Below are 25523 nucleotides of genomic sequence, written 5' to 3'. Positions count from 1 at the left end.
TTCGAATAATACAATATGGGTATCACGAAAAATGAACCGGAGTTCACATCTGATGTGCAAAAAATGGTATCAGCTGATTACTTGTACCGAACCGGTTGGAGCGCTTAATAGGCGCTCTTTTTTATGCCCAAAGCCCCGCACCCAATTTAGGGATGCGGGGCTTTCTGTCGTTACTGCTGGTCTTGGTAATTCTTCAAGCCAGCATGGTCAGCTTGACAAAATTATCTTTTTTCGCTGGGCAAGATACTGTCGCACAAGGCCTCTACTTCAGTGTAAACTGCCATGCACTTAGGGTAGATCTGCTTGCCGCTTTCAGTCAGTAGCTGCTGGTAGTAATGGCCGTCTTATGTTAGGCAGTCTGAACAGAGGTCTTAACCCCTCAGAGATATCGGCAAATGCGGTCAGAAATGCGTCAGATTAACTTCAATTCAGCATATATTTGAAATTTCTGCTTCAGGTCTTGATATAATCAGTGAAACAATTATCCAATCGTAACTTGCAAAGCAAATCCCTGTATCTGTTGAAAAAAGGTACAGGGATTTATTACATGATTTGATTATTTGGATAGGAAAATGAGAACCATTCCTGCAAAAGAAAATAGAGCTGATACACTGAACAGTAGCCCTGCGAATCTACGATCAAGCTTATATTCTTGATCGTTGAACAGCTTTTTAATCCCAATGAACAGCATCAAGATTATCAAGTAGATGACAATAAGGTACACGCCACCAACTATGAATGCGTATCCTAAGGAATCGCTGGATAGCTTCTTTATATCGCTAAACAGATTTCCAAGAATTTCTACCGACCCCATCATAGTAAAGGACATTGCTGTAAAAATCCCTAAAATCCCTACAAATTCAGAGTATATACTTTTTACTTTCTTTTGTGCCTTTTTAGAATTTTTGACGGCTTTCTCAGCAGCATCATTTGCTTTCTGGGCGGTATTGTTGATGTATTCGCGTTGGTAACAGCTTAGTGTAATATGACGTTCAAGTCGCTCAAGATTCGCTTCTTTACTGTCATTTTCAAGATTATGTTTTGGAAAAAATCCGGAAAAAAGGTTTTCTGAATTTTCAGTTAATCCCATAAACTTTTCAAGACTGATGAATTTGTCTTTAGATAAGGAATACACTTTCTGGCTTATTTCTGGATATGCCCTAGAAAAGCTTTCTGTCTCATAAAATGTGGAGAGAATAATTCTTACGTTATCTGGGCTAGCATTCCCGTTATCAACATAATCAATAAAATTGTCAATTAAAGAATTGATAACTTTCTCGGTAGAACTATCTGAAGGCATTATTTTAATCCTCGCAAGATTGAGTATTAAAGCTGTTGAAGTAACATTCCTCAATTTCTTGATCAGTGTAATCAGCAGCAGAATACTTCTTGATTTCGCTTGCATAGTTTAACCAACTAGGATCTTTATGAGTCAACTCAACTAACTTCCAAGCAGGGAAACTGAGCATTTTTATTAATTCGGATTTAAGATCGGCAAATCTAGTACTGCCGATTTCCTTTGCGGAAATAGCAGGAATAATTGTAATTTTCAAGGTTACGGGTGAGAAGTCAAAAGCTTCATCAGTGATTGCTGAAGAACCATATGACTTGAAACAATTGTATGCCTCTTTTTCCACAGGACCGAATTGCCACTTAGCAAAAGTCCCGTTTATTAAACGAGATTTATACTTGTTCAAGTAAAAGCCTTGCAAAAAGAACAAGATCTTTTGAAGCTTTAAATTAGTTAATTTTGTACCATTTTCTTTAGCAGTATCAATTACCAAGTTCGAAACTCTAAGGACATCAAAACCCTTGTTCATTTCAGTTTCCTCCTCTCTTAACATAGATTATATTATTACCGCAGACTCAAACTGACAAGAGAACATGCTCAGTTGCTTAACGATTTTGAAAAAGAGTTACCATTTTGCCTTACAGAAGATCGAATATGTAAGAAAAACAATTCCATGTAAAATTCTTCTTTTTCCATTTGCTTTATAGGAATCAACTTTCGAAAAATGGCATCAGTTGGGTACTTTTCGGGAAAAGCTGGCGCTGAATTTGCTTTAATTAGGTACTTCTAAAACATAATTCCCGAAAAGTCCCCAACTGCGCCGATAATTCCCAAAAAAGCCGCTCAGGACGGGCAAATCCTGGGCGGCTTTTGATATGAATCGAGAAAGCAATCTGTTAAGAGTCTAATATGTGTAGGAGTGAAGTTTAGTTACGATGCAGTCACTTTGCCCGCGCCTCACCTCCTTTAGTGAGCCACAGCTCTTCATATTCACTAGCAATCAGCGGCCAGCTGTAGGCCTGCTCAATCCGCTGCCTGGCAGCCTGGCCAAATTCTTGCACGGCTTGGCGGCTGAGCCGCTCGGCTTTTTCAATCAAGCGCCGCAGGCTGCCCTTTTCCTTGTCCCAGTAAAGCCCAGCCTGGCGGGCTACTTCTTGGTTGAAGGGGACTTTGTAAAGGAGATTCAATTTGGTGCTGCTCAGGCTTTCAAGCAAGGATGGATTGGTTCCGCCGACTGAATGTCCATGGAGGTAGGCATAGGCGTTTTCCCTGATCTTTTTGAGCAAATCTTGGTCATAGACCGTGCCCACGAACTTGATCCGCCGGTCTTTGGAAAAATTAAGCCTTGCTTCCAGTTGGGCCAGAAACTTGTCATTGGCCGTGGCAATAATCACCAAGTCCTTCTGGCTTTGGCTGGCCATGAACTCGCGGATCATCGTTTCAAAATTGTTTTCAGGCACGAAGCGCCCCACGATCAGGTGGTAGGAAAAAGGCCGCAAGCCCTTGGCCTTAAGCCATTCAGTAAAGCGCTGGTCGTCATCGGCCAGCTGGCTGCCGGCCAAATCGCTGCCATAAGCAATAAAGGAAGTCCGTGGCTCGTACTTGCCGTAGGTCTTCAGGATGTAGCGCTCAATCGCGATGGAATCGCAGACGACATGGTCGGCCTGCTTGACCATCAGCCGCTCAGACAATTGCCAGTACTTGCGGATCAGGTAGGGCCACTTGCCCCGGCGCCATTCATGCCCGTCTGGGTTGATAAACAGCTGCCCGCCCAGCTGACGGATCTGCCTGGCATAGCGCTTTAAAAAGGGCCCAACCCGGCAGGCCAGAATGTAAAAAATCGGCTCAGTGATTCCCCGCTCCCGGCAGTAGCGGATGCCGTATTTGAGGGCCGCCAGGTCATAGTAGATGGCTTGCCCGGGCCCCAGCTTTTCTGGCACCGGGATCTTAAAGCAGTTGGCCCCGCGGTAGCTGAAGCTGCCAGAGGCATTGCCGGCCATCGCGCCGTCGCCGTTTTGTTTGCAGGCCACGTGGTACTGGATTTGGCCGTTGCCTTCATGGCAGTCCAAAAGCCGCTTGACGAAAGTTTCATAGCCGCCATAAGAGCCAAGGCCCTTGGAGCCGATGATAAATACGTGCTGTTGGGTCATATATTCCTCCTTACATGCCATTTGGCTTAAAAAACAGGGCGATCGTCTGCAATATCAGGCCCAGATCAGTCCAGAGGGAGCTGCGGTTGATGTACTTGAGGTCCAGCTGGACCATTTGGTCAAAATCACCCGCGTTCCGGCACTTGACCTGCCACAAGCCAGAGCAGCCCGGCTTGACCAGCAAGCGCTGCCGGTCATAGGCGCTGTACTGGGCTGCTTCTTCTGGCAAAGGGGGTCTGGGACCAATCAAGGCCATGTCGCCCTTTAACACGTTGAACAATTGGGGCAATTCATCCAGGCTGTGGCGGCGCAGCCGCTTGCCGACCTTGGTTATCCGCGGGTCGCGCGCCATCTTGAACATGGCGCCGGCGACCTCATTCTGATCAGCCAATTGCTTCTTCAAATCATCGGCATTGACGACCATGGAGCGGAACTTCCAGAGGCGGAAGGGGACGCCGTCCTTGCCCAGCCTGGTCTGCGAATAAAGGACCGGTCCGCCGTCCTCGCGCTTGATGATTAAGGCCAGATAGGCCAAAAGGGGCGAGAGGGTGACCAGGCCTAAGACGCTCAAGGTCAAATCGACTGCCCGCCGGCAGCTCCGGTAGACCAAGCGCCCCTTGACTCGCTCGTAGTTGACTTGTTCCATTAATGATCACCTCGCTTAAACAATTCCTGCCAGTTGCCAGCAGTCAAGATGCTGCCAGCAAAGACCAACAGGGCAAAAAAGAGGCTTTTTCCATTGACCAGGTCCCACTGGCCGGAGAAGACGGTGAAAAGGTAGGCCCAGGCCGAAGAAGTCACGTTCAAAGCCATGGCCTTGCTGGGACCCAGCTGGTCAATCGCCTTGTAGTAGAAAAGATAAGAGACCGTGGCAAAAGCACTGGCAAAGGCAATGAAGAGCCAGAGCCTTCCTTGGCCCAGCACTGGGTGGAAAAAGATGCCCGCCGGCAGCAGCGCCAACAAGAGGAGGCCGCTGACGATGGCCGACGCGGTCTGGCGGATCTGCAAGGCATGGCTGGGCTTGACCCCGCCCTTGAGGCACTTGGCCAAGATGACGGCTTCCAGGCCCCAGCCGCCAGCACACATGATGGCGCTGGCCAGGCCAAAGAGCAGATTGCCCGTGGCCAAGTGGCTGGAGGCGCTGAGCCCGTACACGCCCAGCAGGGTTGCCAGCAGGCATCCCCAGCGCGCTGGCGTCAGCTGCTCGCCCAGGATCAGGTAGGCCAAGACGGCCCCCGCGGCCGGGAAGATGGCACAGGTCACGGCTCCCAGGGCCGGCCCCATGAACTTGACGGCTAAGACGTAGCCGGTCATCCCCACCGGGCCGCCAATGGCCGCGGCCAAGACGATCCACCAGTACTGCCGCTGCCAAGCGCGCCAGGCCCCTTGCCCAGCCAGCAGGAGGCTGGAACAGGAGTCGTGCAGGAAGGCGCAGATGAAGGGGGCCAGGAAGGCCAGCTGCAGATTTTTGGCGAAAAAGGGCAGATTCAAGGCCCCGCTGAGCAGCATGGTCTCAATTGCCCAGGTCAGGCCGGCTAAGATGCCCGCGCGCATGGCCGTGGCCCTTTCTCACAGTCAATAGGGATGGCCCAAGCGGCGGCACTTGATGATCTCGCCCAGCTGGTACAGGTAGCAGAAGATCTGCCCGTCATAGCGAAAGTGAAAGCCAATGGCCTCATTGCCCCGGCCCTTGATGGCCTTGATCCGGTCCAGGCAGCTTTCCTTGGTGCCCAGGCGCTTGGCGCACTTCTTCAAGATCCGCGACCGGCTGTCATTGACATAGCTGTGGTCGAACTGGCGCAAATCGTCCAGACTGTCGAATTCCTGGATGACGCCAGCTGGAAACTTGCCCAGCCGCATCTTGAGCTGGTCCAGGTTTTCCGCCAGGATCTCCTCCCAGAACTTGGCGTGGGTCTGGGCCTTGGTCCGCTCCTTGCTTAAAATGGCAAAAAAGCGGCGGGCAAAGTCTTCCGTCCAAAAAGCATGCCCCAAGAGGTACCAGGAAGCCCGGGTGCCGATGGTCACCTGCTTGATGAAGCCCGCTTCGTCAAGCTTGACGCCCCATTCGCTGCTTGGTCCGGGGCTGTACTGGGCGGCATAGTAGCTGCCTTGGTCTTCCAGCCCCTGCTTGAAGGGGTTATGGAGAAAGTAGTTGTCGGCGGCACAGATGAAGCTGTTCTTGATCACGTCCCGGGCCAGCCAGATGCTGGCGGCGCTGTTTTGCATGGCGTAGCCGGGATTGGCGATCAAGTCGACGCCCTCCTTTTTGGCCAGGTAGTTCAGCTGCTCCTGCTTGTAGCCGGTCACGAGGTAAATCTGCTTGATGCCGGCTTCTTTCAGCTGCCTGATCTGCCGCTCGATCATGGGCTCGCCCTTGACCTCGATCAGGCCTTTGGGCTTTTCATAGGACAGGGGGGCAAAACGGGCGCCGGCACCGCCGGCTAAAATTACGGCATTGTCTGCTTTAATCATTTGAGTCAGCTCCTTTGCTAGTCGAATTGGTTGATGCGCTTGCTGGCCGCCTTGCTGTAGTCTTTGGCGTAGCGGTACTGGCTTAAGCCATAATCGCCAAACTCCTTGCCGATTCGGCGCATGTACTCGCACCAGTTGGACCAGAGCAGGCCGCAGGCGGCAATATAGCAGTAGATCTTGTTTTTGATGATTTCCGGACAAGGACCTTGGAAGTACTTGTCCAGTAGCTGGTCGACCTCTGTTTGGGAGTAGCCGGCATAGATGGCGAACATAGCCAGGTCCAGATGGGGATCCTGCATGCCGGCATATTCCCAGTCGGTCAGCTGCATTTGCTCGCACCCTTCTGCTTGATAAAAGAGGCAGTTGTCAAAGACTGGGTCAAGGTGGGTCAGGCACCAGTCTTTGGGCACTAAGCTGATGTAGTTCTGGAGCTCAAAGACCTTTTCCTTGGTCTCTTGATAGTCTGGGTAAATCGAGGGGCAGCCCTGCCAAAGGGCTTCATAATGGCTGATCTGGCCAAACAGGTCAAAGGCGTGGCCTACCTCAAGCTTGGCGCGGTGCAGCTGGCGAATCTTCTTGAGCCACAGGTCCAGGTCCTTGCCCCGGCGGGGGTTGCAGGGGCGGGCGTCTGGCAAGAAGCGGCTGAGCTTGAAGCCCGTGTCGGGGTCCAAGAACAAAGGGGAGTCGCAGAAGCCGTAGGGCTTGATGGCCTGGTAGACCGCGGCTTCGCGCTCGCGGTTGATCAGCTCCTGGCCTGGTCCCGGCTGGCGGAAATGGTAGCTCTGCCCCCGGCATTCCAGGCGGAATGACTGGTTGCTCATGCCCCGGCTCAGGGGCACGAACTGCAATTCTTCAGGGTCAGCTTGGAAAAAGATGGCAATCGTCATGACTGCCTGCTGACTTAAGTGGTTTGACATTGGTCACCTTCCTTGTTTCGTGTGTTTTTGTGCTGAAAAATTAGCGTGCTAACAGAATAGCATGGGAGGCTGATAATCTGAAATGATGTCTTTTTATGACAAGCAAAATAAAATTTATGGATTCCTGAAAACTCAAGCTTTGGGATAGATCTTGTAGTCATGGTGGGGGTAGCGGGCCCAGGCTGGGGGCAGCTCCTGGTAGTCCCCGTAGTATTCCCGCAGGATCGGGCCGGGCTTGGCGGGGATGCGCAGGGAGCAGCCGGCAAAGTCAGCGTACTGGCCGGCCCCGAAGTATTCTTTCTTGAGCAGGTGGACGCCGCCGTCCGGCCAGGCCGGCACGCCGACGTGCTGGCAGCCGTTTTTCGTTTTTGAAAAAATCATTCGCTGGATCTTGCCGTCGACGGCTTGGGCAAATTGGTCGCCAAAGAGGCAGTGGATAGCGCCTTGGTACAAGCGCTGGGCCGCCTTGCTGGCAAAATTCTGGGGCCAGTTGGCCGCGTAGGCATAGTAGGCAATGTTGGCCCACTTGCAGCGGCGGTAGAGCCAGCGGGCGACCGAGTAGGACGCCCCGTTTTCATCTAGGGGGTAGATGTCGGTGAAGACCCCGGCCGCAAATTGCTCGACGGGATTGGTTGAGACGAATTCGTAGTCCAGGTTGCTGAAGCGGGCCAGGCCGTAAGGAAAGTCGCGGCTGTTTTTCCGGGTGCACAGCTTGTAGGGGGCGGGGCAGTTTTGCTCGCAGTAGCGGATCAATTGCTCATAATCCCGCCGCGGCATCCAGATGTCCGTGTCGTCATCCCAAGGGATAAAGTCCTGGTGGCGGACGGCTCCCAGCAGAGTCCCGTAGGCCAGATAGTAGACCAGGCCCAGTTTCTGGCAGAGCCGGTCAATGGTCAGCAGGTTGTCCAGTTCGATTTCCTGGATCTCGGAAAGGGTTAGTTTGTGCATATAAGCCTCCTTCAAAATTTGGATTTGGGTTGTGGTCAAATAATTTAGCAAGCCAGCCACCCCTTCGTCAAGGCGGAAAATCTTAAGAAATTCTTTCCCGCTCGTGCAAAACGGCTTGGAAAAAGTGGCCCCTGCCGCTTTGTTCCTATTAGGCCATTTGGACGCAAGGATTAAGCTTTTTTCACAAGCGTGCGAAAAAATAAGCGCAGAAGTTGAGCTGGCGGTCATCTGCCTTGTACAGGCCTGCACTTGTATGCTAATTTATCCCTTACCAAATTTCACAGCAAAGGAGCTGACTATGAAAACACGAAACGCAAATGACAAAAACGCCCGTTACTATTTCAAGCAGCAGGGCGGCTGGAGCCTGGTGCGCCGGTATGCCCGGGCCGGCTGCCTGCCCTTGGCCCTCAACCAGCTGCTGGCTTTAGGAGGCAAGCGTCAGGGCCTGGAGATCCTGCGCCTGAGCACCCAGTACCGGATCCGGGAAAAGCTGCGCCGGCGCTACCGCCAAGAATTGCAGGCCTTAGTGGCCCACCATTCCCCAAATCCTAGCCGCGGGCTGAAGGAGGAAGACAAGGGCGTGGACTATGTCTGGTTCTGCTGGCTGCAGGGAATCCACCAGGCGCCGGAAGTGGTGCAAAAGTGCTATGCCTCAGCCAGAAGGGCCTATGAAGGCAGGCGGCAGGTGGTCCTGATTACGGAAAAGAACTACCGCAACTACGTGACTTTTCCCCAGGAAATCCAGGACAAGATCGCGCGCGGCGTGATCGCGGGGGCCCATTTGGCGGACCTGATCCGCTTGGAGCTCTTGATCAACTATGGCGGCATCTGGTCAGACGCGACCGTCTTCTATGCCAGCCGCGACCTGCCGGACTGGCTGTTTAAAAAAGAGCTGTTTGCCTACCAGCTGCTTAAGCCTGGAAGGGACGGGCAGGCTTTGCCAATGTCCAACTGGCTCTTAGTGGCCCCGCGCCTTGACCGCCTGCTGCTGATCACGCGGGACCTGCTTTACAGCTACTGGCGGGATCATGATGACCTGCTGGATTACTACCTGTTCCACGCCTTTTTCCAATTGGCGGTTGAAGCCTGTCCTAAGGACTGGGCACGGGTAGTGCCAGTGGACAGCAGCGCCCCCCACCAATTGGGCCTTCGCCTGTTTGAACCTTATGATCCGCGGATTTGGGCGGCGATTGCCAGGCAGACGGCAATCCACAAGCTTTCCCACAAATTTCCGGAGGAAGATTTTGCCAAGCCGGCGACTTTTTACCAGCAAGTGGTCGGCCAAATGAAAGGAGCCTGCGATGACTGACGCCAAGCTTGCATTAGTGCTCTGCTACTTTGGACCTCTGCCAAATTACGCGGACCTGTTTTTCAATTCTGTCCGGGCAAACCCGGAAATCGACTTTATTCTGGTGACTGACCAGCTGGTCAAGGAGCCCCCGGCCAACCTCAAGATCAAGCAGCTGACCCTGCCGGCTTTGCGGGCCAAGTTCCAGCGGAAGATCAGCTTCCCGATCCGCCTGCATCAGCCCTACAAGATCTGCGACTACCGCCCGGCCTTTGGCTGGCTGTTGGCCGACTGGCTCAAGGATTACCGCTACTGGGGGTATTGTGACTTGGACCAGGTCATGGGGCGGCTGGCGGAATTTGTGCCCGCCTCTTTGCTGGCCAAGTACGACAAGCTCTACCAGAACGGGCATTTGACCATTTTTCGCAATACGGTCACCAACAACCTGCGCTTCATGGCCAGGGGCGGGATGGACTACCGGCGGGTCTTTCAAACGGACGTGGCCTGCGTCTTTGACGAGGTGGCCGGAATCCAGCGCAAGTTTGACCTGCTGGGGATCAGGAGCTATCAAAAGCGGAACTTCGCGGACATCTACTCCTGGCGGGACCAGATGCGGCGGACCAAGTCCTACTTAAAGCGCAAAGACCGCCGCTCACTGAACCATTCCCGTCAGACCTTCTTTTATGAGCGGGGGCGGATCTACCGGGCCTACTATGAGGACGGGCGGATCAAGTATGAGGAGCTGGCTTACCTGCATTTCCCAAAAAGGGCGATGAGCAGGAATTTTTACCAAAGCGACAGCTACTTTATCGGCAAGGACGGCTTTTACGCCAAAGAGCCCGGCTTCAACGTGACCATGGGGGAGATCAAGCGCTATAACGGCTTCAGCCTGCCTGGGGAATTGCGCGTCCTGCTGGCGCACTGGCACTTCAAGTGGCGGCGGCGCTGGCGCAAGTACCTGCTGGGCAGGAACTGAGCCATGGTCATCAAGCTGCGCCGGCAGAACCTGGTCACGGTCTACTTGACCCTGCAGATGGCCGCTTTTGCCGGGCTGGGCCAAGTCCTGCCCCTGGCTGACAGCCAAGACGAGCTTTTGGCCGTCTTCAGCCTGCTGGGAATTGGCTGGGCCCTTTTGACCAAGCGGCTGAGCAAGAAGGAAGAAGCGCTGCTGCTGAAGAGCGTCCTGGCCTTGGGGCTGGTAGAAGCGATCGGGCTGGTTTCCGGCCTGACATCTGGCTTGATCAAGGGGATGCCGGTGGCAATTGACGCCTTTAAGCTGATCAAGCTGCCCCTGGTGGTCTTTTACGTCAGCTGCTGCCTGCGCCCTTGGGAAAAAAGGACGATCGTCAGCAACTTGCTGTGGGCCAGCAAGGCCTTTATCTTAGTGGCCTTTTTGGGCGGCCTGGTCAACTTGGTGGCCGAGATCGGCCTCAGCTATGACCTGCGCTATGGAATCAGGTCCTACAAGTTCATTTATGAAAACCCAGCTGCCTTAAACGAGGTGCTGCTGGTGTCGCTAGTGGTGATCATGCTGGGGCAGGGGCTTAGGCGGCAAAAGGGCGTCAGGCTTTGGCTGATCCTGTATTTGGCCACGGTAGCCATGACCCTGCGGGCCGGCGGCATCGGGGCCAGCGGGATCCTGCTTTTGGCCTTGCGCTATGAGCGTCAGGCGGTCCGCTTGACCTGGAAGAAGGCCGTCAGCGCGGCCGGCGTGGCTTTTTGCCTGGGCTACCCCCAGGTCAAGGAGTACTTTTTCAGCGAAACGGTCAGGTCGAAATTGCTTCGCCATGCCCTGGTCGTCTTGCGGGAATATTTCCCAGGCGGCAGCGGCTTCGCGACCTATGGGTCGGACCAGGCTTTTAAGCATTATTCGCCCCTTTACGTCCGCTTTGGCTTCAACCATGACTACGCGCTGGCCAGTGAGACCGGCTTTGCCATGAACGACAACTTCTGGCCCATGCTCTTGGCCCAGTTTGGCTTCTTTGGCGCCTTGCTGTACGCGTACTGGCTGGCGCTGCAGCTGCTGGCTTGCCTGAAGAAAGCCGCGCCGGGCTACCCGCGGGCGGCGTGCATAAGCTTGGTGGCCTTTTTCCTGATCAGCTCCCTGGGAAACCCGATTTTTACCAGCGCCTCCGGGGTCTTCCTCGCCGCCGCGCTGGGCCTGTGCGGGTGAATTGTCAGCAATCAATCGAAAGAAGGTGACGCATGGAAAAAGCAAAGAAAAGCAAAGAGAAGTCGCTGCCGCGCAATGCCTTGGCCAGCGGCCTGCAGACGGGAACCCGCTTGCTCTGCGCCTTGGTGACTTATCCCTACCTGGCGCGGATTTTGCGGGTGGAGCAGCTGGGTCAATACGACTTCGCCGCCGCGGTCGTCAGCTGGGCGGCCCTGGTGGCGGGTTTAGGCATCTACGCCTACGCGACCAGGGAAGGAGCGAAGAAGCGCCATGACCCGCAAGCCTTGTCCCGTTTTGCCTCGGAAGTCCTGGTCATCAACCTGGCCGCGACCCTGCTGGCTTATCTGGGTCTGGCGGCGGGACTGCTTTTTTCCAGCAAGCTGCGCGCTTACGCGCCCTTGATCTGGACCTTGAGCACCAGCCTGCTGTTTACGACTTTGGGCTGCGAGTGGCTCTATGCCATCCACGAGGAATATGGCTACTTGGCCATCCGCAACATCGGCTGTCAAGTCCTCTCGCTGGTCCTGCTGCTGACCTTGGTCAAGGATGAGGGCGACCTCTTGCTGTATGCCTGGACGACCGTAGTGGCCAGTGCCGGGGCCAATTTGCTCAACCTGGTCCGCCTGCGCGAATACTGCACTTGGTCTTTGACTTGGCGTTTTTCTTGGCAACAGCACCTGCCGGCCATTATGGTGCTTTTTGCCAATGCCGTGGTCAACCTGCTTTACGCCAGCGCGGACGTGGCCCAATTGGGCCTGCTGGCCAGCGACTACTATGTTGGCCTCTATTCCGTTGCCAGCAAGGTGACGGCGCTGCTCAAGCAGCTGCTGGGGGCAGTCATCGTGGTCTCCGTGCCGCGCCTGGCCTGCCTTTATGGGCAAAAAGGGGGCGCGTCTTTTCAAAGATTGGCCAGGCAGCTGGCCGACTTGCTGGCGGCGCTGGTTTTGCCGGCGTCCTGCGGCTTGTTTGCCTTAAGCGAGCAGGTGGTCGTTTTAACCGCGGACTTAGATTTCGCGCCGGCCGCGGGGGCCATGAGCCTCCTTGGCCTGGCTTTGGTCTTCTCCTTGTTCTCCTGGTTTTACATGGCCGCCGTCCTGGTTCCGGCCCGGCAGGAAAAAGCCGCCCTGCTGGCTGTCAGCCTAGCTGCCGTAGTCAATGTCGGCTTGAACTGGCTGCTGATCCCGGCTTATCAAGCAACTGGCGCGGCCGCGGCGACGCTGCTGGCCGACATCGCGGCGTGCGCGGCTTGCTGCTGGCTGGCTAAGAAGGAGGCCCGCCTGTTGCCCAGCTGGAAAAAGCTGGCCAGCAGCCTGCTGGGCTGCTTGTACGTGTACCTGGTCTGCCAGCTGCTTTTGGCCAAAGGATTGGGCCCGGGCGCGACCGTCTTCTGGGCCGTCCTTTGGGCCGCCCCCGGCTACTTCGCGATCCTGCACCTCTGCGGCAACCGCATCCTGGCTGAATTTAAGCACGGACTTAGACAGGAGTAGGGATGAGGCCAGACGGGCGGACAACTTTGCAAAACTGTCCGTTGTAAATATAGCGCTTACACAATAAGATTGGTAATAGATACGAAGGAAAAAATAGCAAGGAGGATTTCCCATGAAAAAGATCATTAATAACCCAAGCGATGTGGTTGAAGAAATGGTAACTGGCTTATCCAGAATGTACCCGCAATACGTTGAACGGATTCCTGGCACGACTGCCTTGGTTAGAAGCGACAAGGAATCGATGAAGGGCAAAGTTGGCTTAGTCAGTGGTGGGGGCAGCGGCCATGAGCCAGCCCACGCCGGTTACGTGGGGGCGGGGATGCTGACGGCTGCCGTTTGCGGTCAAGTCTTTACTTCGCCAACGCCTGACCAAATTTACGAGGCCATCAAGGCCGCTGACCAAGGCAAAGGCGTCTTCTTGATCGTCAAAAACTACTCTGGCGACGTGATGAACTTTGATATGGCCAAAGACTTGGCTGCAATGGATGATATTGAAGTTCGCTCGATCGTGGTTGATGACGACATTGCCGTTGAAAACAGCCTGTATACTCAAGGCCGCCGCGGGGTAGCTGGGACTGTCTTCATGCACAAGATTTTGGGAGCAGCAGCTGATCAGGGCGCCAGCCTGGATGAAATTGAGCAATTGGCAAAAGCAGTTTTGCCACACATTAATACCATTGGGGTAGCCTTGTCAGCTGCTACCGTACCAGAAGTTGGCAAGCCGGGCTTCGTTCTGGCAGATGATGAGATTGAATATGGGGTCGGCATTCACAGCGAACCAGGCTACCGCAGAGAAAAGATCAAGCCATCCAAAGATCTGGCCAACGAACTCCTCAGCAAGATCGATGCCAGCTTGCAACTGACCGCTGACAAGAAATATGCTGTTTTGGTCAACGGGATGGGGGCAACGCCGTTGATGGAGCAATACATCTTCAGCAAAGACGTTCTCGATTGGCTGGATGAAAAGGGCATTAAGCCGGTCTTTACCAAAGCCGGCAATTACATGACCTCCATTGATATGGCAGGGATTTCTCTGACGGTAATGGAAATTGCGGATGACAAGTGGCTGGACTACTTGAACTACCCGGTTAAGACGATTGCTTGGTAAAGGAGATTGCTGAAAATGGAACTGACGACAGAATTGTTGAACAAGTGGATGGCAGCTTTTGCTAAAAAGATCGAAGCCAACAAGGCCTACTTAAGCGATTTGGACACGCCAATCGGTGACGGTGACCACGGCAACAATATGGCCAGAGGGATGGTTGCGGTAGAAGATGCTTTGAATGCTAAAAAGCCAGCTGACTTAACCTCAGCCCTGAAGCTGGTGGCTATGTCGCTTATCAGCAAGGTTGGCGGTGCATCGGGTCCTTTGTATGGGACAGCCTTTTTGGAAATGGCGAAATTGAGCGCCAAAGAAACTGATTTAGCCAAGCTGACTGAAGCAGCCCTCTTGGGCATAAAAAAGCGGGGCGGTGCTGAACCGGGCGACAAGACCATGGTCGATGTTTGGTCCGTAGTCGTTCCGGCTTTGGCCAAGGGTGAATTGACAGAAGAGGTGATTCAAAAGGCCGTTGAAAGAACTAAGCCAATGCAAGCCAAGAAAGGCCGGGCTTCGTACTTAGGCGAACGGTCAATTGGCCATCTGGACCCAGGTTCCGTATCTAGCGGCTACTTGTTCAGTGCTCTGCTGGAAGTGGAGGGTTAGCATGACTTACGGAATTTTAGTTGTATCACATGTCCCTGAAATTGCGGCTGGTCTTCCAAAGCTGCTCAAGCAGGCAGCAGCTGACGTGCCAATTACTTTTGCCGGTGGGACTGATGATGGCGATATTGGCACCAGCATGGAAAAAATCAGCCAAGCCATTGCGGAAAATTCAGCGGACGAGATCTTGGCTTTTTATGACCTTGGCAGTGCAAAAATGAATTTGGACATGGCTGGGGAGTTTGCTGACAAGAAGCTGCATGTCTACGATACGGCTTTGATAGAAGGCTCATACGTGGCAGCTTCGCTTTTGCAGGCAGGCGTTGGGCTGGCAGAATTAGAAAGCCAGCTGGCACCTCTGAAAATTAAAGGAGATGACTAATCATGAACGGATTTTTAGGAGAGTTCTTAGGAACGATGATTCTGATAGTCTTTGGCGTTGGCTGCGGGGCTGGGATCAGCTTGAACAAGGCTTATGCTAAAGGCCAAGGCTGGCTCTTTGTTGCTCTGGCCTGGGGGATGGCCGTAACCTTTGGCGTTTACGTGGCAGGTCAATTCGGTTCACAAGGCCACCTTAATCCAGCGGTAACGATTGGTTTTGCCCTTTTTGGCTTCTTCCCTTGGAGTCAGGTATTGCCGTACTTATTGGGCCAATTCTTGGGTGCCTTTGTTGGGGCAGCCTTAGTGATCCTGCACTACTATCCGCACTTCAAGGCCACCAAGGCTGATGAAGGCAACAGCGTAGGGATTTTCGCGACTGGCCCGGCTATCAGCAATCCAGTCTTCAATTTCTTGAGTGAAACGATCGCAACCTTCTTCTTCGTCTTCACTCTGCTCAACTTGGGCAACTTCACCCAAGGCTTGAAGCCACTGGTCGTTGGTCTTTTGATTATGGTTGTAGGTCAGGCTTTGGGGTCAACGACCGGCTTTGCCCTGAATCCAGCCCGAGACTTTTCTCCACGTCTGGCTTACGCAATCTTGCCAGTGCCTAACAAAGGCGGTGCCAACTGGGCCTATGCTTGGGTGCCGGTTTTGGGGCCTATTGCTGGCGGGATCTTGGCCAGCGGCCTGCAGGCCTTGCTTAAATAAAGAGTGAGCCAATGTCAGAATGCTTAAAGCTGCACATCGCGCAAGTGTTTAAGGACGAGGTAGCAAAAGAAGGATTCAGTCACGTCAGCATTGCCAAAGTTATGAAAAAGACTGGCATCAGACGGCAGACTTTTTATGAAAGCTTCAAGGACAAGTATGACTTGCTGGAATACACGATCCGGTCGATGATGGAAAATGATATCGAAAGCAATATCGGCTATCTGGATTGGGAAGGAATCATCTTCTTGGTCTTTTATGGAATTGAGCTGAACAAGAAATTCTATAAGAGTGTTTATGAAAGTCAGACTGAAGTCGACGTGGTCGGGGAAATTTCCCGTCATATCGCAGTCCTTCTCAAAAAGATTATCGAAGAAGAGGGCCTGGCATATGATCAAAAGGCTCACGACTTCGTGGATACTTTTTGCCTTGGACTGACTTACACGATGATTGACAACCTTTTCCGGCCTCAGCCGCTGGAATATGACGTTATTGCCAGCAAGGTCGACAACGCTTTGCACTTTACCTTGAATATATAAAGAAATACCCTTGGAATCGAACAATGGTTTCAAGGGTGTTTTATACTCTAACTAATTTGAACGGATTGACTGCACGAGGAGGTATTGCTCATGAAAATTATCGTTGCCGGAGGCGCAGGCTTTATCGGCGCCAACTTCATCTTTTACATGATGAAGCAGCACCCTAATTGTAAAATCATCTGCCTGGACAAGCTGACTTACGCGGGCAACCTGTCAACCTTGAAGGATGTTATGGACAAGCCAAACTTCCGCTTCGTCAAGCTGGACATCTGCGACCGCGAAGGCGTCTACAAGCTTTTTGAAGAAGCACATCCAGACGTTGTGGTCAACTTCGCTGCTGAAAGCCACGTTGACCGTTCAATCGAAAACCCGGAAATCTTCCTGCAAACCAACATCATCGGGACCTCAGTCTTGATGGACGCCTGCCGCAAGTACGGCATCAAGCGCTACCACCAAGTCTCAACCGACGAAGTCTACGGCGACCTGCCGCTTGACCGCCCAGACCTCTTCTTCCACGAAGACACGCCGCTGCACACTTCAAGCCCTTACTCATCATCAAAGGCTTCAGCTGACCTTTTGGTTGGCGCCTACGGCAGAACCTACGGCTTGCCAGTAACCATTTCCCGCTGCTCAAACAACTACGGCCCTTACCAATTCCCAGAAAAGCTGATCCCATTGATGATTCAGCGGGCCCTGGCTGACGAAAAGCTGCCAGTTTACGGCGAAGGGCAAAACGTCCGCGACTGGCTGTACGTTGAAGACCACTGCAAGGCCATCGACCTGATCCTGGAAAAGGGCAAGGTTGGCGAAATCTACAACATCGGCGGCCACAACGAAATGCACAACATCGACATCGTCAAGCTGATCTGTGACTACCTGGGCAAGCCATACTCCTTGATCGAACACGTGACCGATCGCAAGGGCCACGACCAACGCTACGCCATCGACCCAAGCAAGATCCACGAAGAACTGGGCTGGCTGCCAGAAACCATGTTCAAGGATGGGATCAAGAAGACCATCCAATGGTATCTGGACCACAAGGAATGGTGGGAAAACATCATTTCTCAAAATTGATAAAAGTATTATATGACTAAAGAATAGGAGAAACTGCAAATGAAAGGAATCATTTTAGCAGGTGGTTCTGGTACTCGCCTCTATCCACTTACATTGGTGACCAGCAAGCAGCTGCTACCTGTTTATGACAAGCCGATGATCTACTATCCCTTATCAACATTAATGCTGGCTGGAATTAAAGAAGTTTTGATTATTTCCACGCCAACAGATTTGCCGCGTTTTAAGGAACTTTTAGGTGATGGATCTCAATTTGGAATTCAGTTGAATTACAAAATTCAGCCTAATCCAGATGGTTTGGCTCAGGCTTTTACTTTAGGGGAGGAATTTATTGATGGTGAACCGTGCGCCATGGTTTTGGGTGACAATATTTTTTATGGCAATGGCTTTACAGAAATGCTCAAAGAAGCTGTAGATAATGCACAAAAAGGTCATGCAACGGTTTTCGGCAGCTATGTCAAAGATCCTGAACGTTTTGGAGTGATTGAATTTGACCAAGATGGCAAGGCTGTCTCAATTGAAGAGAAGCCAGAACGGCCAAAAAGCAGTTATGCCGTAACCGGCCTCTACTTTTATCCAGCTGGCGTTAGTGAAAAGGCGGCTCAAGTCGAACCGAGTCCACGTGGTGAAGTTGAAATCACGTCATTAAACGAAATGTATCTTAGCGAAAATCGTCTAAACGTTAAACGGCTAGGTCGGGGATGCGCATGGATGGATACTGGAACGGTCCACAGTCTCATGGATGCATCTGCTTTCGTTAAAACAATCGAAGAGCAAACTGGGGTAAGTATTTCTGCTGTAGAAGAAATTGCTTATAACAATGGCTGGATCGATACGGATGAGCTTATGAAAGCCGTAGCTTTTTATAGAAAGAGTTCATATGGCAAATATTTAGAAAACATTGCTGATGGTAAATTGCGACATTAGAAAATTAGTTTTTCAGAAAGGACTGATAACCGAAGTAATCAAAGTTGAAAAAAATGTCGGCGGGATCGAAGGCTTGGCAGTAATTACGCCAACGGTGCACGGGGATGACCGTGGCTACTTCATGGAAACCTACAACGAAAACGACATGAAGGAAGCTGGCTTTGACATCAAGTTCGTGCAAGACAACCAGTCCAGCTCAACCAAGGGCGTGCTGCGGGGCCTGCACTTCCAAAAGCACTTCCCGCAATGCAAGCTGGTTCGCGCCGTTCGCGGTGACGTTTTTGACGTGGCAGTCGACTTGCGGAGCAACTCCAAGACCTACGGCAAGTGGTACGGGGTTGAACTGACTGCTGAAAACAAGAAGCAATTCCTGATTCCAGAAGGCTTTGCCCACGGCTTCCTGGTCTTGAGCGATGTGGCTGAATTCTGCTACAAGGTCAACGATTTCTGGCACCCAAACGATGAAGGCGGCATGGCCTGGAACGACCCAGAAATCGGCATTGCATGGCCAAAGCTGGTTGGCGAATACCCAGGCTCAGCTGACGCCAGCGGCTACTCCCTGGAAGACGGCACTAAGCTGACTTTGTCTGACAAAGACCAAAAGTGGCTGGGCATCAAGGACACCTTTAAGTTCTAATTTTTGGAGGAGAAAAATGAAAGTTTTCGTAACTGGCGTCAACGGCCAATTGGGCCATGACGTAATGAACGAACTGGCCAAGCGCGGCTACGAAGGCGTAGGCAGCGACTTGGCTCCAGAATACAGCGGGGTAGCTGACGGCTCAGCCGTAACCACTGCTCCTTACGTTTCCTTGGACATCACCGACGCTGAAGGCGTGGAAAAGGTCATCACTGAGGTAAATCCGGACGTGATCGTCCACTGCGCCGCTTGGACGGCAGTCGACATGGCTGAGGACGACGACAAGGTGGAAGCAGTCCGCAAGGTCAACGTTGGCGGGACCCAAAACATTGCCAACGTGGCCAAGAAGCTGGACGTGCCAATGGTCTACATCTCAACTGACTACGTCTTTGACGGCCAGGGGACGACGCCATGGGACCCAGACTTCAAGGGCTACAAGCCAATGAACGTCTACGGTGAAACCAAGCTGGGCGGCGAATTGGCCGTTTCAGAAACCCTGGACAAGTACTTCATCGTCCGCATCGCCTGGGTCTTCGGCTTGAACGGGAAGAACTTCATCAAGACCATGCTCAACGTGGGCAAGACCCATGACGAAGTCAAGGTGGTCAACGACCAGATCGGCACGCCAACTTATACTTTTGACCTGGCCCGCCTCTTGGTCGACATGATCGAAACCGACAAGTACGGCTACTACCACGCGACTAACGCGGAGCTGCCGGAAACGGCCAGCGGCTTTGACGAAAATGGCACGAAGACCGGCTACATCAGCTGGTACGACTTCACCAAGGAAATCTACCGTCAAGCCGGCTACAAGACCAAGGTGACTCCGGTTACCACGGCCGAATACGGCCTGTCCAAGGCAATGCGGCCATTCAACTCCCGCTTGGACAAGAGCAAGCTGGAAAAGAACGGCTTCAAGCCATTGCCAACTTGGCCAGACGCGGTGCACCGCTACCTGGAAGCCTTGAAGGCAGAAGGCTTCTTCGACTAATATTAGAAGCTGAAAAAAGCGCTGGAATCATCCAGCGCTTTTTTTGCGGTTTAGTTTTGCCAGTTATCGAGAATTTGGTCCAGGTCAAGGGCAGCGGTGTCAGGAAAGCCAATATCGGCTTGCCGCGCGGCCTGCTGGCCGACGCCGACCGCGAAGCTGCCGGCAGCCCTGATGGCGGCGATGCCAGCCGCGGAGTCTTCAAAGGCGATGCAGTCTTCAGGCTGGCAGCCGACGCCTTTCGCGGCAGCCAGAAAGATGTCTGGGGCCGGCTTGCCGTGGGCAACCTTGCGGGGATCAGCGATCGCGTCGAAAGTGCCGCTTAAGCCCAGCTTGTCCAAGATCAAGGGCGCGTTGTGGCTGGCTGATGCCAGAGCCAGGCGGAAGCCCTTTTTTCTAAGAGCGGCTAAGAGGTCAGCAATTCCGGGCAGAATGCTGTCTTCGTTTAGGTTAGCCAGCAGCTGCTGGTAGAGCGCGTTTTTTTCAGCGGCTAATTGGGTAAATTCATCGTCGGTCACGGTCAGGTCCAGGCCAGACAAAATCGCGGCCAGGGAATCCGTCCGGCTCAAGCCCTTGGTCTGAGCCAGCAAGTCCGCGGGAGCGTCCAAGCCAAAGTGGTCTTGGATCAGCTTGTGCCAAGCCTGCAGGTGGTAAACTGCCGTGTCGGCGATAACGCCGTCTAAGTCAAATAAAGCTGCTTTAGTCATGAAATCATCCTCCATTTTTTCTTCTGGACTTAATTATAGGCAAGGCCGCGGCCGGCGACTATGTTCAAAGTCAATGAGAAGAGTGTACATTTTACAGATCATTTTGGAGGGGGAGGGGAGTAGAATAGGAGCAAATAGCATTAACGAATGGACCAGAGTCCGTGCGCGAGGAGGGGAAGAAGATGGGCCACTATCAGCCTTTGGAGATTGTCAAATATCAACATGGCTATGAAGCTGATTTTTCGATTGAAGCGGAATACAAGCGACGTTTGGAGAGCGCGGTCGTGACTGGGCTTCATCCCTTGCTTGATTGCAAAAGGGGTGGTAAGCAAAGCAAGCAATACCCGCTCTTCTTCGTGGATACGCCTGAAATGGTCAGCTTGGCTGGCCGGTTTAGCCGCAATTCGCAGGAGATTCAAAAAGTGAGCCGCGAATTGCCGCAAACTGCCGTCAGTCAGTTTCTGGATTCGCTGCTTCTTGATGAGATTATCAATACCAACAGCATTGAAGGAATCGAAGTCGATCCAGCTGAGGTCAGCAAAAGCATTGATGCTCATTCAAAGGCGCGGGGGGGACGGTTTTGGCCAACTGTATGCATGTACCGGGGCAAATTACCCAAGATTAAGTCCCTGCGGGACTTCCGTAATCTCTACGACGAGCTGCTTAAGGGAGAGATTCCAGCGGATAAGCAGCCAAATGGCCAGCTTTTTCGAGATGAATTGCCAAATGGCATCCTCAGAATCGGTACGGCCACTAAGACGGTGCATGTGCCGCCAGTGTCTGAGCTGGCAGTTTCTGAAGCTCTAAGCAGCTTGCTTGCCTTTATGAACGCTGACGACCTGCCGCCAATCTATCAGGCGCTGGTAACCCACTTTTTCTTTGAAAACACCCATCCTTTCCTGGATGGCAATGGCCGGATGGGGCGCTATCTTTTGTCAACTTATCTTTCTAACAAGTATGACCGCTTCACTGGTTTCTCTGTTGCCACTGCGATTCATGCGCGGATTTCCAGCTACTACCGGATTTTCAAAGAAGCTGACAAGGCTGAAAACCGGGCCGAGCTGACTTTTTTCATTGAAAAAATGCTGCGGATGCTGACTGAGCAGCAGGACCGGGTTCTAGAAGCCTTGCGGCTGAAAGCAGCAGAGCAAGCGGGATGCCCAAATGCAGCTCAGTCGGCAGGCATTGGCGCGGATTCTTGATTTAGATCAAGGACGAAAAGAGGTCACCTAGACTACAATAGCCTTAAAAATGAGGTGACTGAAATGACTAAGGAAAATGAACTGAAAAAGCGTCTGACCCCGATGCAGTACGCGGTGACCCAAAAGGCTGCAACTGAGCCAGCCTTTAGCGGAAAGTACGACGATTTTTTTGAAAAAGGCATCTATGTTGACGTGGTCAGCGGCGAGCCGCTGTTTTCATCGTTGGACAAGTATGATTCCGGCTGCGGCTGGCCGGCTTTTACCAAGCCTTTGGCCAAGCTCACCCAGCGCCGGGACCAGTCCTTCGGCATGGAGCGGACTGAGGTCCGCAGCCGCCAGGCTGATTCTCACCTGGGCCACGTTTTTACCGATGGCCCCTTGGACCAAGGCGGCCTGCGCTACTGCATCAATTCCGCGGCCCTTAGGTTTATCCCTTATGACCAGCTGGCAGAAGCAGGCTATGGCGAATACCGGAAGATTTTTGAATAAAGCAAAAACTGGTGCAGTCCTATGATAGGATTTCACCAGTTTTTTTGATTTTGAACACAATATAATAATATTTAGGCTGGCTCTGTTGGGACATTTTTTGACAACTGCTTGTTTTACAGGGAAATGCCATTGCTAGAGGGGCTGGATGTTGACCGGCTGGGCGGCTTTTTTCAAGGGGATGGGCAAATCGTTGATTCGGAAATGCTGGACAACTTTGAGCTGCAGGACTTTGACCTGCCATCCTTGCGCCAGTACCAGGCCTTGCTGGAAGCCAGGAGCGGCCGGAGCTATGTGGCCTTGGACGACGAACGCTTCTTGAAATCGATCGGCCTGATCTAGGAAGACCGTTCATCCAGCCAGCGCGAGTGTTGAAAAAATACCTAACTGAGCCCAAACTCGCGCACTCCGTTCCCGAAAAGTCCCCAACTGAGCCCCCAAACCGCATTTTCAAGCAAATTGCGGCTGGCCAATGTCGTAACTGCCACGTGGCACTGCTTTTTTGCTAAAAAAGTTGTATACAGTTGTATAAGAAAACAAAAGTTGTATAAGGTTGTATACAGTTGTATAACAGATTTGGGTAAAAAACGAACATTGTATGTAAGGACAAAGGCTTGATCGACACCCGCAAGTACGGGAGCATCTCGTTCACCTTGCCTAGATTCGCGGAATTCGTCCGCTTTGAAACTTATTGATCGCCTTCCTGCAAGCCAACTAGCGGTCAAATAGCCCCCAAAAACTGGGAGATCTGCTAAAATTAAAGTATTGACTGAACTTTTTGGCCCAACTGGGCCTTTCCGCGCCGAAAGCCGCGCATGACTTAGCTGGCGGATTTCAGGGCAGCGGGAATTTATTTAGGAGCAAAAAATGGCAAATATCGCAATTATAATCGCTGGTGGCGTTGGCAAGAGAATGGGGCAGAAGATCCCCAAGCAATTTATCAACATCAATGACAAGCCCGTTTTGGTGTATACGCTTGAATCTTTCCAAAGACACCCGCAAATTGATGCTATTGAATTGGTCTGCCTGGATGGCTGGCAGAACGTTGCTGAAGCTTACGCTAAGCAATATGGAATTACCAAGCTTAAGTGGATCGTCACTGGCGGGGAGACTGGCCAGGAATCCATTCGCAACGGGGTCTTCAACTTGGAAGGCAAAGCGGCTAAAGATGACATCATTCTGGTTCACGATGGCGTGCGTCCATTGATTGACAATGAAGTTATCTCCGACGTGATCGTCAAGTGCCAGCAATATGGCAATGCCGTAACTTCGATGCCTTACAATGAGCAAATTTTTGTCATTGATGAAAAAGATCCGGCTAAGACCCACCAGTACATTCCACGTGAGACCCTGCGCCGCGTGTCGACGCCGCAGGCTTACAATTTTGACCTGCTTGACAGCAAATACCATGAAGCTTTTGAAAAAAAGATTGGCATTTACGGGTCTTCATACACCAACACGATGATGGTTGATCTGGGCGTTGAACTGCACTTCGCGGCTGGCTCAGACATGAACATTAAGCTGACCACGCCGGAAAACCTCAGCTTTTTCAAGGCTTACCTGAACACCAACCAGTTAGATTAGAGGCTCTGCGATGATTACTGATAATCAAGAATACCTGTCAGAATTAAGAACTTGGTCTAAAAAATATCAGGATTGGAAGGCCTTCAAAGACAGCTCAATCATGGTTGCCGGGGCAACGGGGATGATTGGCAGCTGCTTGATCGATGCAGTAATGCTTTTGAACAAAGAAGCCGATCTGAACTGCCGGATCGTTGCTTTAGGCCGCAATGCGAAGAAGGCCCAGGGCCGCTTTGGCAGCTATTGGGACGACGCGAACTTTACTTTCGCGGAAGGCGACATCAATGCCGGCGTGAACTATGATGGTCACGTTGACTACATTTTGCACGCGGCCAGCAATACTCACCCCTTGGCTTATTCGAAGTTCCCGATCAGCACGATCACTACCAACGTGATTGGCACGAACAACTTGCTGAGCTACGCGGCTGAACATGGCGTCAAGCGCGTCTTGTTCATGTCATCCGTTGAAGTGTATGGCGAGAATCGCGGGGACGTCGACAAGTTTAAAGAAGACTACCTGGGCTACCTTGACTGCAACACCTTGCGCGCGGGCTACCCTGAAAGCAAGCGTACCGGTGAAGCCCTCTGCCAGGCTTATATCAAAGAAAAAGGCCTGGATGTGGTAATCGCCCGTCTGTCGCGTTCTTTTGGCCCAACGATGCTTAAATCGGATTCTAAGGCCTTGTCCCAGTTCATCAAGAAGGGGATTGCCAAAGAGGACATCGTGCTCAAGAGCGCCGGGACGCAGCAGTACTCATACATCTATTCCGTTGATGCCGTAGCGGCGATCTTTTTCACGCTGGTTCATGGCAAATGCGGTGAAGCCTATAACGTTGCCGGCAGCAAGTGCGATACCACGCTGAAGAACTTGGCGGAAACGATCGCGGACGCGGTCGGCACGAAGGTCGTCTTCGAGCTGCCTGATGCCGAAGAAGCCTCTGGCTACTCAACCGCAACGAAGGCCTTGCTGGATATTGATAAAATCAGCCAGCTGGGTTTTACAGCTGACACGGACCTGCGCGATGCCTTAAAGGCGACGATGCGCATTTTGAAGGAAGAACAATAAAGAGTCTGGGAAAAAGCTTCTAGAAGTGGAAAACTTCTGGAAGCTTTTTTATGACATTGAGTTTTTCCCTGACCCTTTTGGCTTTTCAAAGAAATCCAGCGTGCGATTGATTTTTGAAAAATATCTAAGCGAGCACGAAAATTTATTTTAAGTCTATTTAAATACTAGGTGTATTTTTTTGAAAAAATGACAATTTTGAAAAATATGCGTTATAATACGTGGAAAATAGTTGTTTTATCAGGAAAGGAAAAAATATCATGAAGAACCGTTTAGTTAAGAACTTAAGTAAAGCTACTGTTGCTGTTGCCCTGCTTGCAGGTGCTGGTGCCGTTGCCAACCCAGGCACGTCACTGACTGTTCACGCTGCTAAGAAGGCAGCTGCTAAGACCAACAAGAAGGCAGCAGCAAAGACATCGACAACAAAGACCACCAAGAAGGCTGCTAAGTCAACCAAGGAAGCTGCAAAGACTTCAGCAAAGACCACTAAGAAGGCCGCTAAGTCAACCAAGGAAGCAGCTAAGACTTCAGCAAAGACCACTAAGAAGGCCGCTAAGTCAACCAAGGAAGCAGCAAAGACTTCAGCAAAGACCACTAAGAAGGCTGCTAAGTCAACCAAGGAAGCAGCTAAGACTTCAGCAAAGACCACTAAGAAGGCCGCTAAGTCAACCAAGGAAGCAGCAAAGACTTCAGCAAAGACCACCAAGAAGGCTGCTAAGTCAACCAAGGAAGCTGCAAAGACTTCAGCAAAGACCACTAAGAAGGCCGCTAAGTCAACCAAGGAAGCAGCTAAGACTTCAGCAAAGAC

The 25523-nt window shown here is 52.1% G+C and carries 28 protein-coding genes; 19 read left to right on the top strand and 9 right to left on the bottom strand.

The window, feature by feature from the left end; all coding sequences use genetic code 11:
* Nucleotides 1–556: 556 nt before the first annotated feature.
* The 8 genes from OCH80_RS07290 to OCH80_RS07255 form a co-directional block, all read right to left on the bottom strand.
* Complete coding sequence (locus OCH80_RS07290) at nucleotides 557–1300, bottom strand: hypothetical protein (RefSeq protein ID WP_404539438.1); 744 nt, start codon at nucleotides 1298–1300, stop codon at nucleotides 557–559.
* Between the two features lie 4 nt (nucleotides 1301–1304).
* Nucleotides 1305–1820, bottom strand: coding sequence for a Panacea domain-containing protein (locus OCH80_RS07285; RefSeq protein WP_404539435.1), 516 nt, complete (start codon nucleotides 1818–1820; stop codon nucleotides 1305–1307).
* 412 nt (nucleotides 1821–2232) lie between these two features.
* Nucleotides 2233–3441, bottom strand: a complete 1209-nt coding sequence (gene cps2T / locus OCH80_RS07280; protein ID WP_404539432.1) for a beta 1-4 rhamnosyltransferase Cps2T — start codon at nucleotides 3439–3441, stop codon at nucleotides 2233–2235.
* A gap of 10 nt (nucleotides 3442–3451) precedes the next feature.
* A complete protein-coding gene (locus tag OCH80_RS07275; RefSeq protein WP_404539429.1) occupies nucleotides 3452–4087 on the bottom strand; it encodes a sugar transferase in 636 nt (211 codons plus the stop codon).
* Nucleotides 4087–4995: a DMT family transporter gene (locus OCH80_RS07270; RefSeq protein ID WP_404539426.1), complete on the bottom strand. Its 909-nt coding sequence runs from the start codon at nucleotides 4993–4995 to the stop codon at nucleotides 4087–4089. Before OCH80_RS07270 ends, OCH80_RS07275 begins: the two co-directional genes overlap by 1 nt.
* 21 nt (nucleotides 4996–5016) lie before the next feature.
* Entirely contained in the window at nucleotides 5017–5913 is an 897-nt protein-coding gene (locus tag OCH80_RS07265) for an NTP transferase domain-containing protein (RefSeq protein WP_404539423.1), read from the bottom strand.
* Nucleotides 5914–5930: 17 nt separating this feature from the next.
* A complete protein-coding gene (locus OCH80_RS07260; protein ID WP_404539421.1) occupies nucleotides 5931–6830 on the bottom strand; it encodes a phosphotransferase in 900 nt (299 codons plus the stop codon).
* Between the two features lie 132 nt (nucleotides 6831–6962).
* Nucleotides 6963–7778 carry a phosphorylcholine transferase LicD gene (locus tag OCH80_RS07255; RefSeq protein WP_404539419.1) on the bottom strand — a complete coding sequence of 272 codons (816 nt, stop codon included), beginning with the start codon at nucleotides 7776–7778 and terminating at the stop codon, nucleotides 6963–6965.
* A 298-nt stretch (nucleotides 7779–8076) separates the two neighbouring features.
* On the opposite strand from OCH80_RS07255, the gene OCH80_RS07250 reads away from it, so the two are divergent.
* The 13 genes from OCH80_RS07250 to rfbD all read left to right on the top strand — a co-directional run bounded on the left by OCH80_RS07250 (nucleotide 8077) and on the right by rfbD (nucleotide 19679).
* Nucleotides 8077–9087 carry a capsular polysaccharide synthesis protein gene (locus tag OCH80_RS07250; RefSeq protein ID WP_404539415.1) on the top strand — a complete coding sequence of 337 codons (1011 nt, stop codon included), beginning with the start codon at nucleotides 8077–8079 and terminating at the stop codon, nucleotides 9085–9087.
* The gene (locus OCH80_RS07245) at nucleotides 9080–10042 is read left to right on the top strand and encodes a DUF6625 family protein (protein ID WP_404539412.1); all 963 of its coding nucleotides are present in this window, start codon (nucleotides 9080–9082) and stop codon (nucleotides 10040–10042) included. The genes OCH80_RS07250 and OCH80_RS07245 overlap by 8 nt, the downstream gene beginning before the upstream one ends.
* Before the next feature lie 3 nt (nucleotides 10043–10045).
* Entirely contained in the window at nucleotides 10046–11239 is a 1194-nt protein-coding gene (locus OCH80_RS07240; RefSeq protein WP_404539409.1) for a polymerase, read from the top strand.
* A 32-nt stretch (nucleotides 11240–11271) separates the two neighbouring features.
* The gene (locus OCH80_RS07235; protein ID WP_404539406.1) at nucleotides 11272–12726 is read left to right on the top strand and encodes an oligosaccharide flippase family protein; all 1455 of its coding nucleotides are present in this window, start codon (nucleotides 11272–11274) and stop codon (nucleotides 12724–12726) included.
* Between the two features lie 112 nt (nucleotides 12727–12838).
* Entirely contained in the window at nucleotides 12839–13834 is a 996-nt protein-coding gene (gene dhaK / locus OCH80_RS07230) for a dihydroxyacetone kinase subunit DhaK (protein WP_206988696.1), read from the top strand.
* Between the two features lie 15 nt (nucleotides 13835–13849).
* Nucleotides 13850–14431, top strand: a complete 582-nt coding sequence (dhaL, locus tag OCH80_RS07225) for a dihydroxyacetone kinase subunit DhaL (protein ID WP_404539402.1) — start codon at nucleotides 13850–13852, stop codon at nucleotides 14429–14431.
* Between the two features lies 1 nt (nucleotide 14432).
* On the top strand, nucleotides 14433–14810 hold the full coding sequence (gene dhaM / locus OCH80_RS07220) for a dihydroxyacetone kinase phosphoryl donor subunit DhaM (protein ID WP_154549055.1): 378 nt from the start codon (nucleotides 14433–14435) through the stop codon (nucleotides 14808–14810).
* Between the two features lie 2 nt (nucleotides 14811–14812).
* Nucleotides 14813–15517: an MIP/aquaporin family protein gene (locus OCH80_RS07215; protein WP_154549056.1), complete on the top strand. Its 705-nt coding sequence runs from the start codon at nucleotides 14813–14815 to the stop codon at nucleotides 15515–15517.
* Nucleotides 15518–15528: 11 nt separating this feature from the next.
* Nucleotides 15529–16053 (top strand): TetR family transcriptional regulator, encoded by a 525-nt coding sequence (locus OCH80_RS07210; RefSeq protein WP_154549057.1) that lies wholly within the window; start codon nucleotides 15529–15531, stop codon nucleotides 16051–16053.
* A gap of 90 nt (nucleotides 16054–16143) precedes the next feature.
* Entirely contained in the window at nucleotides 16144–17127 is a 984-nt protein-coding gene (rfbB, locus tag OCH80_RS07205) for a dTDP-glucose 4,6-dehydratase (RefSeq protein ID WP_404539398.1), read from the top strand.
* Between the two features lie 39 nt (nucleotides 17128–17166).
* Entirely contained in the window at nucleotides 17167–18051 is an 885-nt protein-coding gene (rfbA, locus tag OCH80_RS07200; protein WP_404539396.1) for a glucose-1-phosphate thymidylyltransferase RfbA, read from the top strand.
* The gene (gene rfbC, locus OCH80_RS07195; RefSeq protein WP_404539393.1) at nucleotides 18032–18688 is read left to right on the top strand and encodes a dTDP-4-dehydrorhamnose 3,5-epimerase; all 657 of its coding nucleotides are present in this window, start codon (nucleotides 18032–18034) and stop codon (nucleotides 18686–18688) included. Before rfbA ends, rfbC begins: the two co-directional genes overlap by 20 nt.
* Before the next feature lie 16 nt (nucleotides 18689–18704).
* Nucleotides 18705–19679, top strand: coding sequence for a dTDP-4-dehydrorhamnose reductase (gene rfbD / locus OCH80_RS07190; RefSeq protein ID WP_404539390.1), 975 nt, complete (start codon nucleotides 18705–18707; stop codon nucleotides 19677–19679).
* A gap of 50 nt (nucleotides 19680–19729) precedes the next feature.
* Here the strand turns inward: rfbD and pgmB are convergent, their stop codons facing one another.
* Nucleotides 19730–20383: a beta-phosphoglucomutase gene (gene pgmB, locus OCH80_RS07185; RefSeq protein WP_404539387.1), complete on the bottom strand. Its 654-nt coding sequence runs from the start codon at nucleotides 20381–20383 to the stop codon at nucleotides 19730–19732.
* Nucleotides 20384–20565: 182 nt separating this feature from the next.
* On the opposite strand from pgmB, the gene OCH80_RS07180 reads away from it, so the two are divergent.
* The 6 genes from OCH80_RS07180 to OCH80_RS07155 all read left to right on the top strand — a co-directional run.
* Complete coding sequence (locus OCH80_RS07180) at nucleotides 20566–21585, top strand: Fic family protein (protein ID WP_404539384.1); 1020 nt, start codon at nucleotides 20566–20568, stop codon at nucleotides 21583–21585.
* Nucleotides 21586–21648: 63 nt separating this feature from the next.
* Nucleotides 21649–22074, top strand: coding sequence for a peptide-methionine (R)-S-oxide reductase MsrB (gene msrB, locus OCH80_RS07175; RefSeq protein WP_404539381.1), 426 nt, complete (start codon nucleotides 21649–21651; stop codon nucleotides 22072–22074).
* Between the two features lie 129 nt (nucleotides 22075–22203).
* Nucleotides 22204–22413: a hypothetical protein gene (locus OCH80_RS07170; protein ID WP_404539377.1), complete on the top strand. Its 210-nt coding sequence runs from the start codon at nucleotides 22204–22206 to the stop codon at nucleotides 22411–22413.
* Nucleotides 22414–22938: 525 nt separating this feature from the next.
* A complete protein-coding gene (locus OCH80_RS07165) occupies nucleotides 22939–23655 on the top strand; it encodes an IspD/TarI family cytidylyltransferase (RefSeq protein ID WP_206988671.1) in 717 nt (238 codons plus the stop codon).
* Nucleotides 23656–23665: 10 nt separating this feature from the next.
* A complete protein-coding gene (locus OCH80_RS07160; protein ID WP_404539374.1) occupies nucleotides 23666–24718 on the top strand; it encodes an NAD-dependent epimerase/dehydratase family protein in 1053 nt (350 codons plus the stop codon).
* Between the two features lie 257 nt (nucleotides 24719–24975).
* A partial coding sequence (locus tag OCH80_RS07155) for a hypothetical protein (protein ID WP_404539371.1) occupies nucleotides 24976–25523 on the top strand: 548 nt, incomplete at its 3' end.

The organism is Lactobacillus sp. 23-2 (assembly GCF_044902225.1).
Classification (GTDB): domain Bacteria; phylum Bacillota; class Bacilli; order Lactobacillales; family Lactobacillaceae; genus Lactobacillus; species Lactobacillus absianus.
This window is presented reverse-complemented; position numbering and strand designations above follow the sequence as displayed.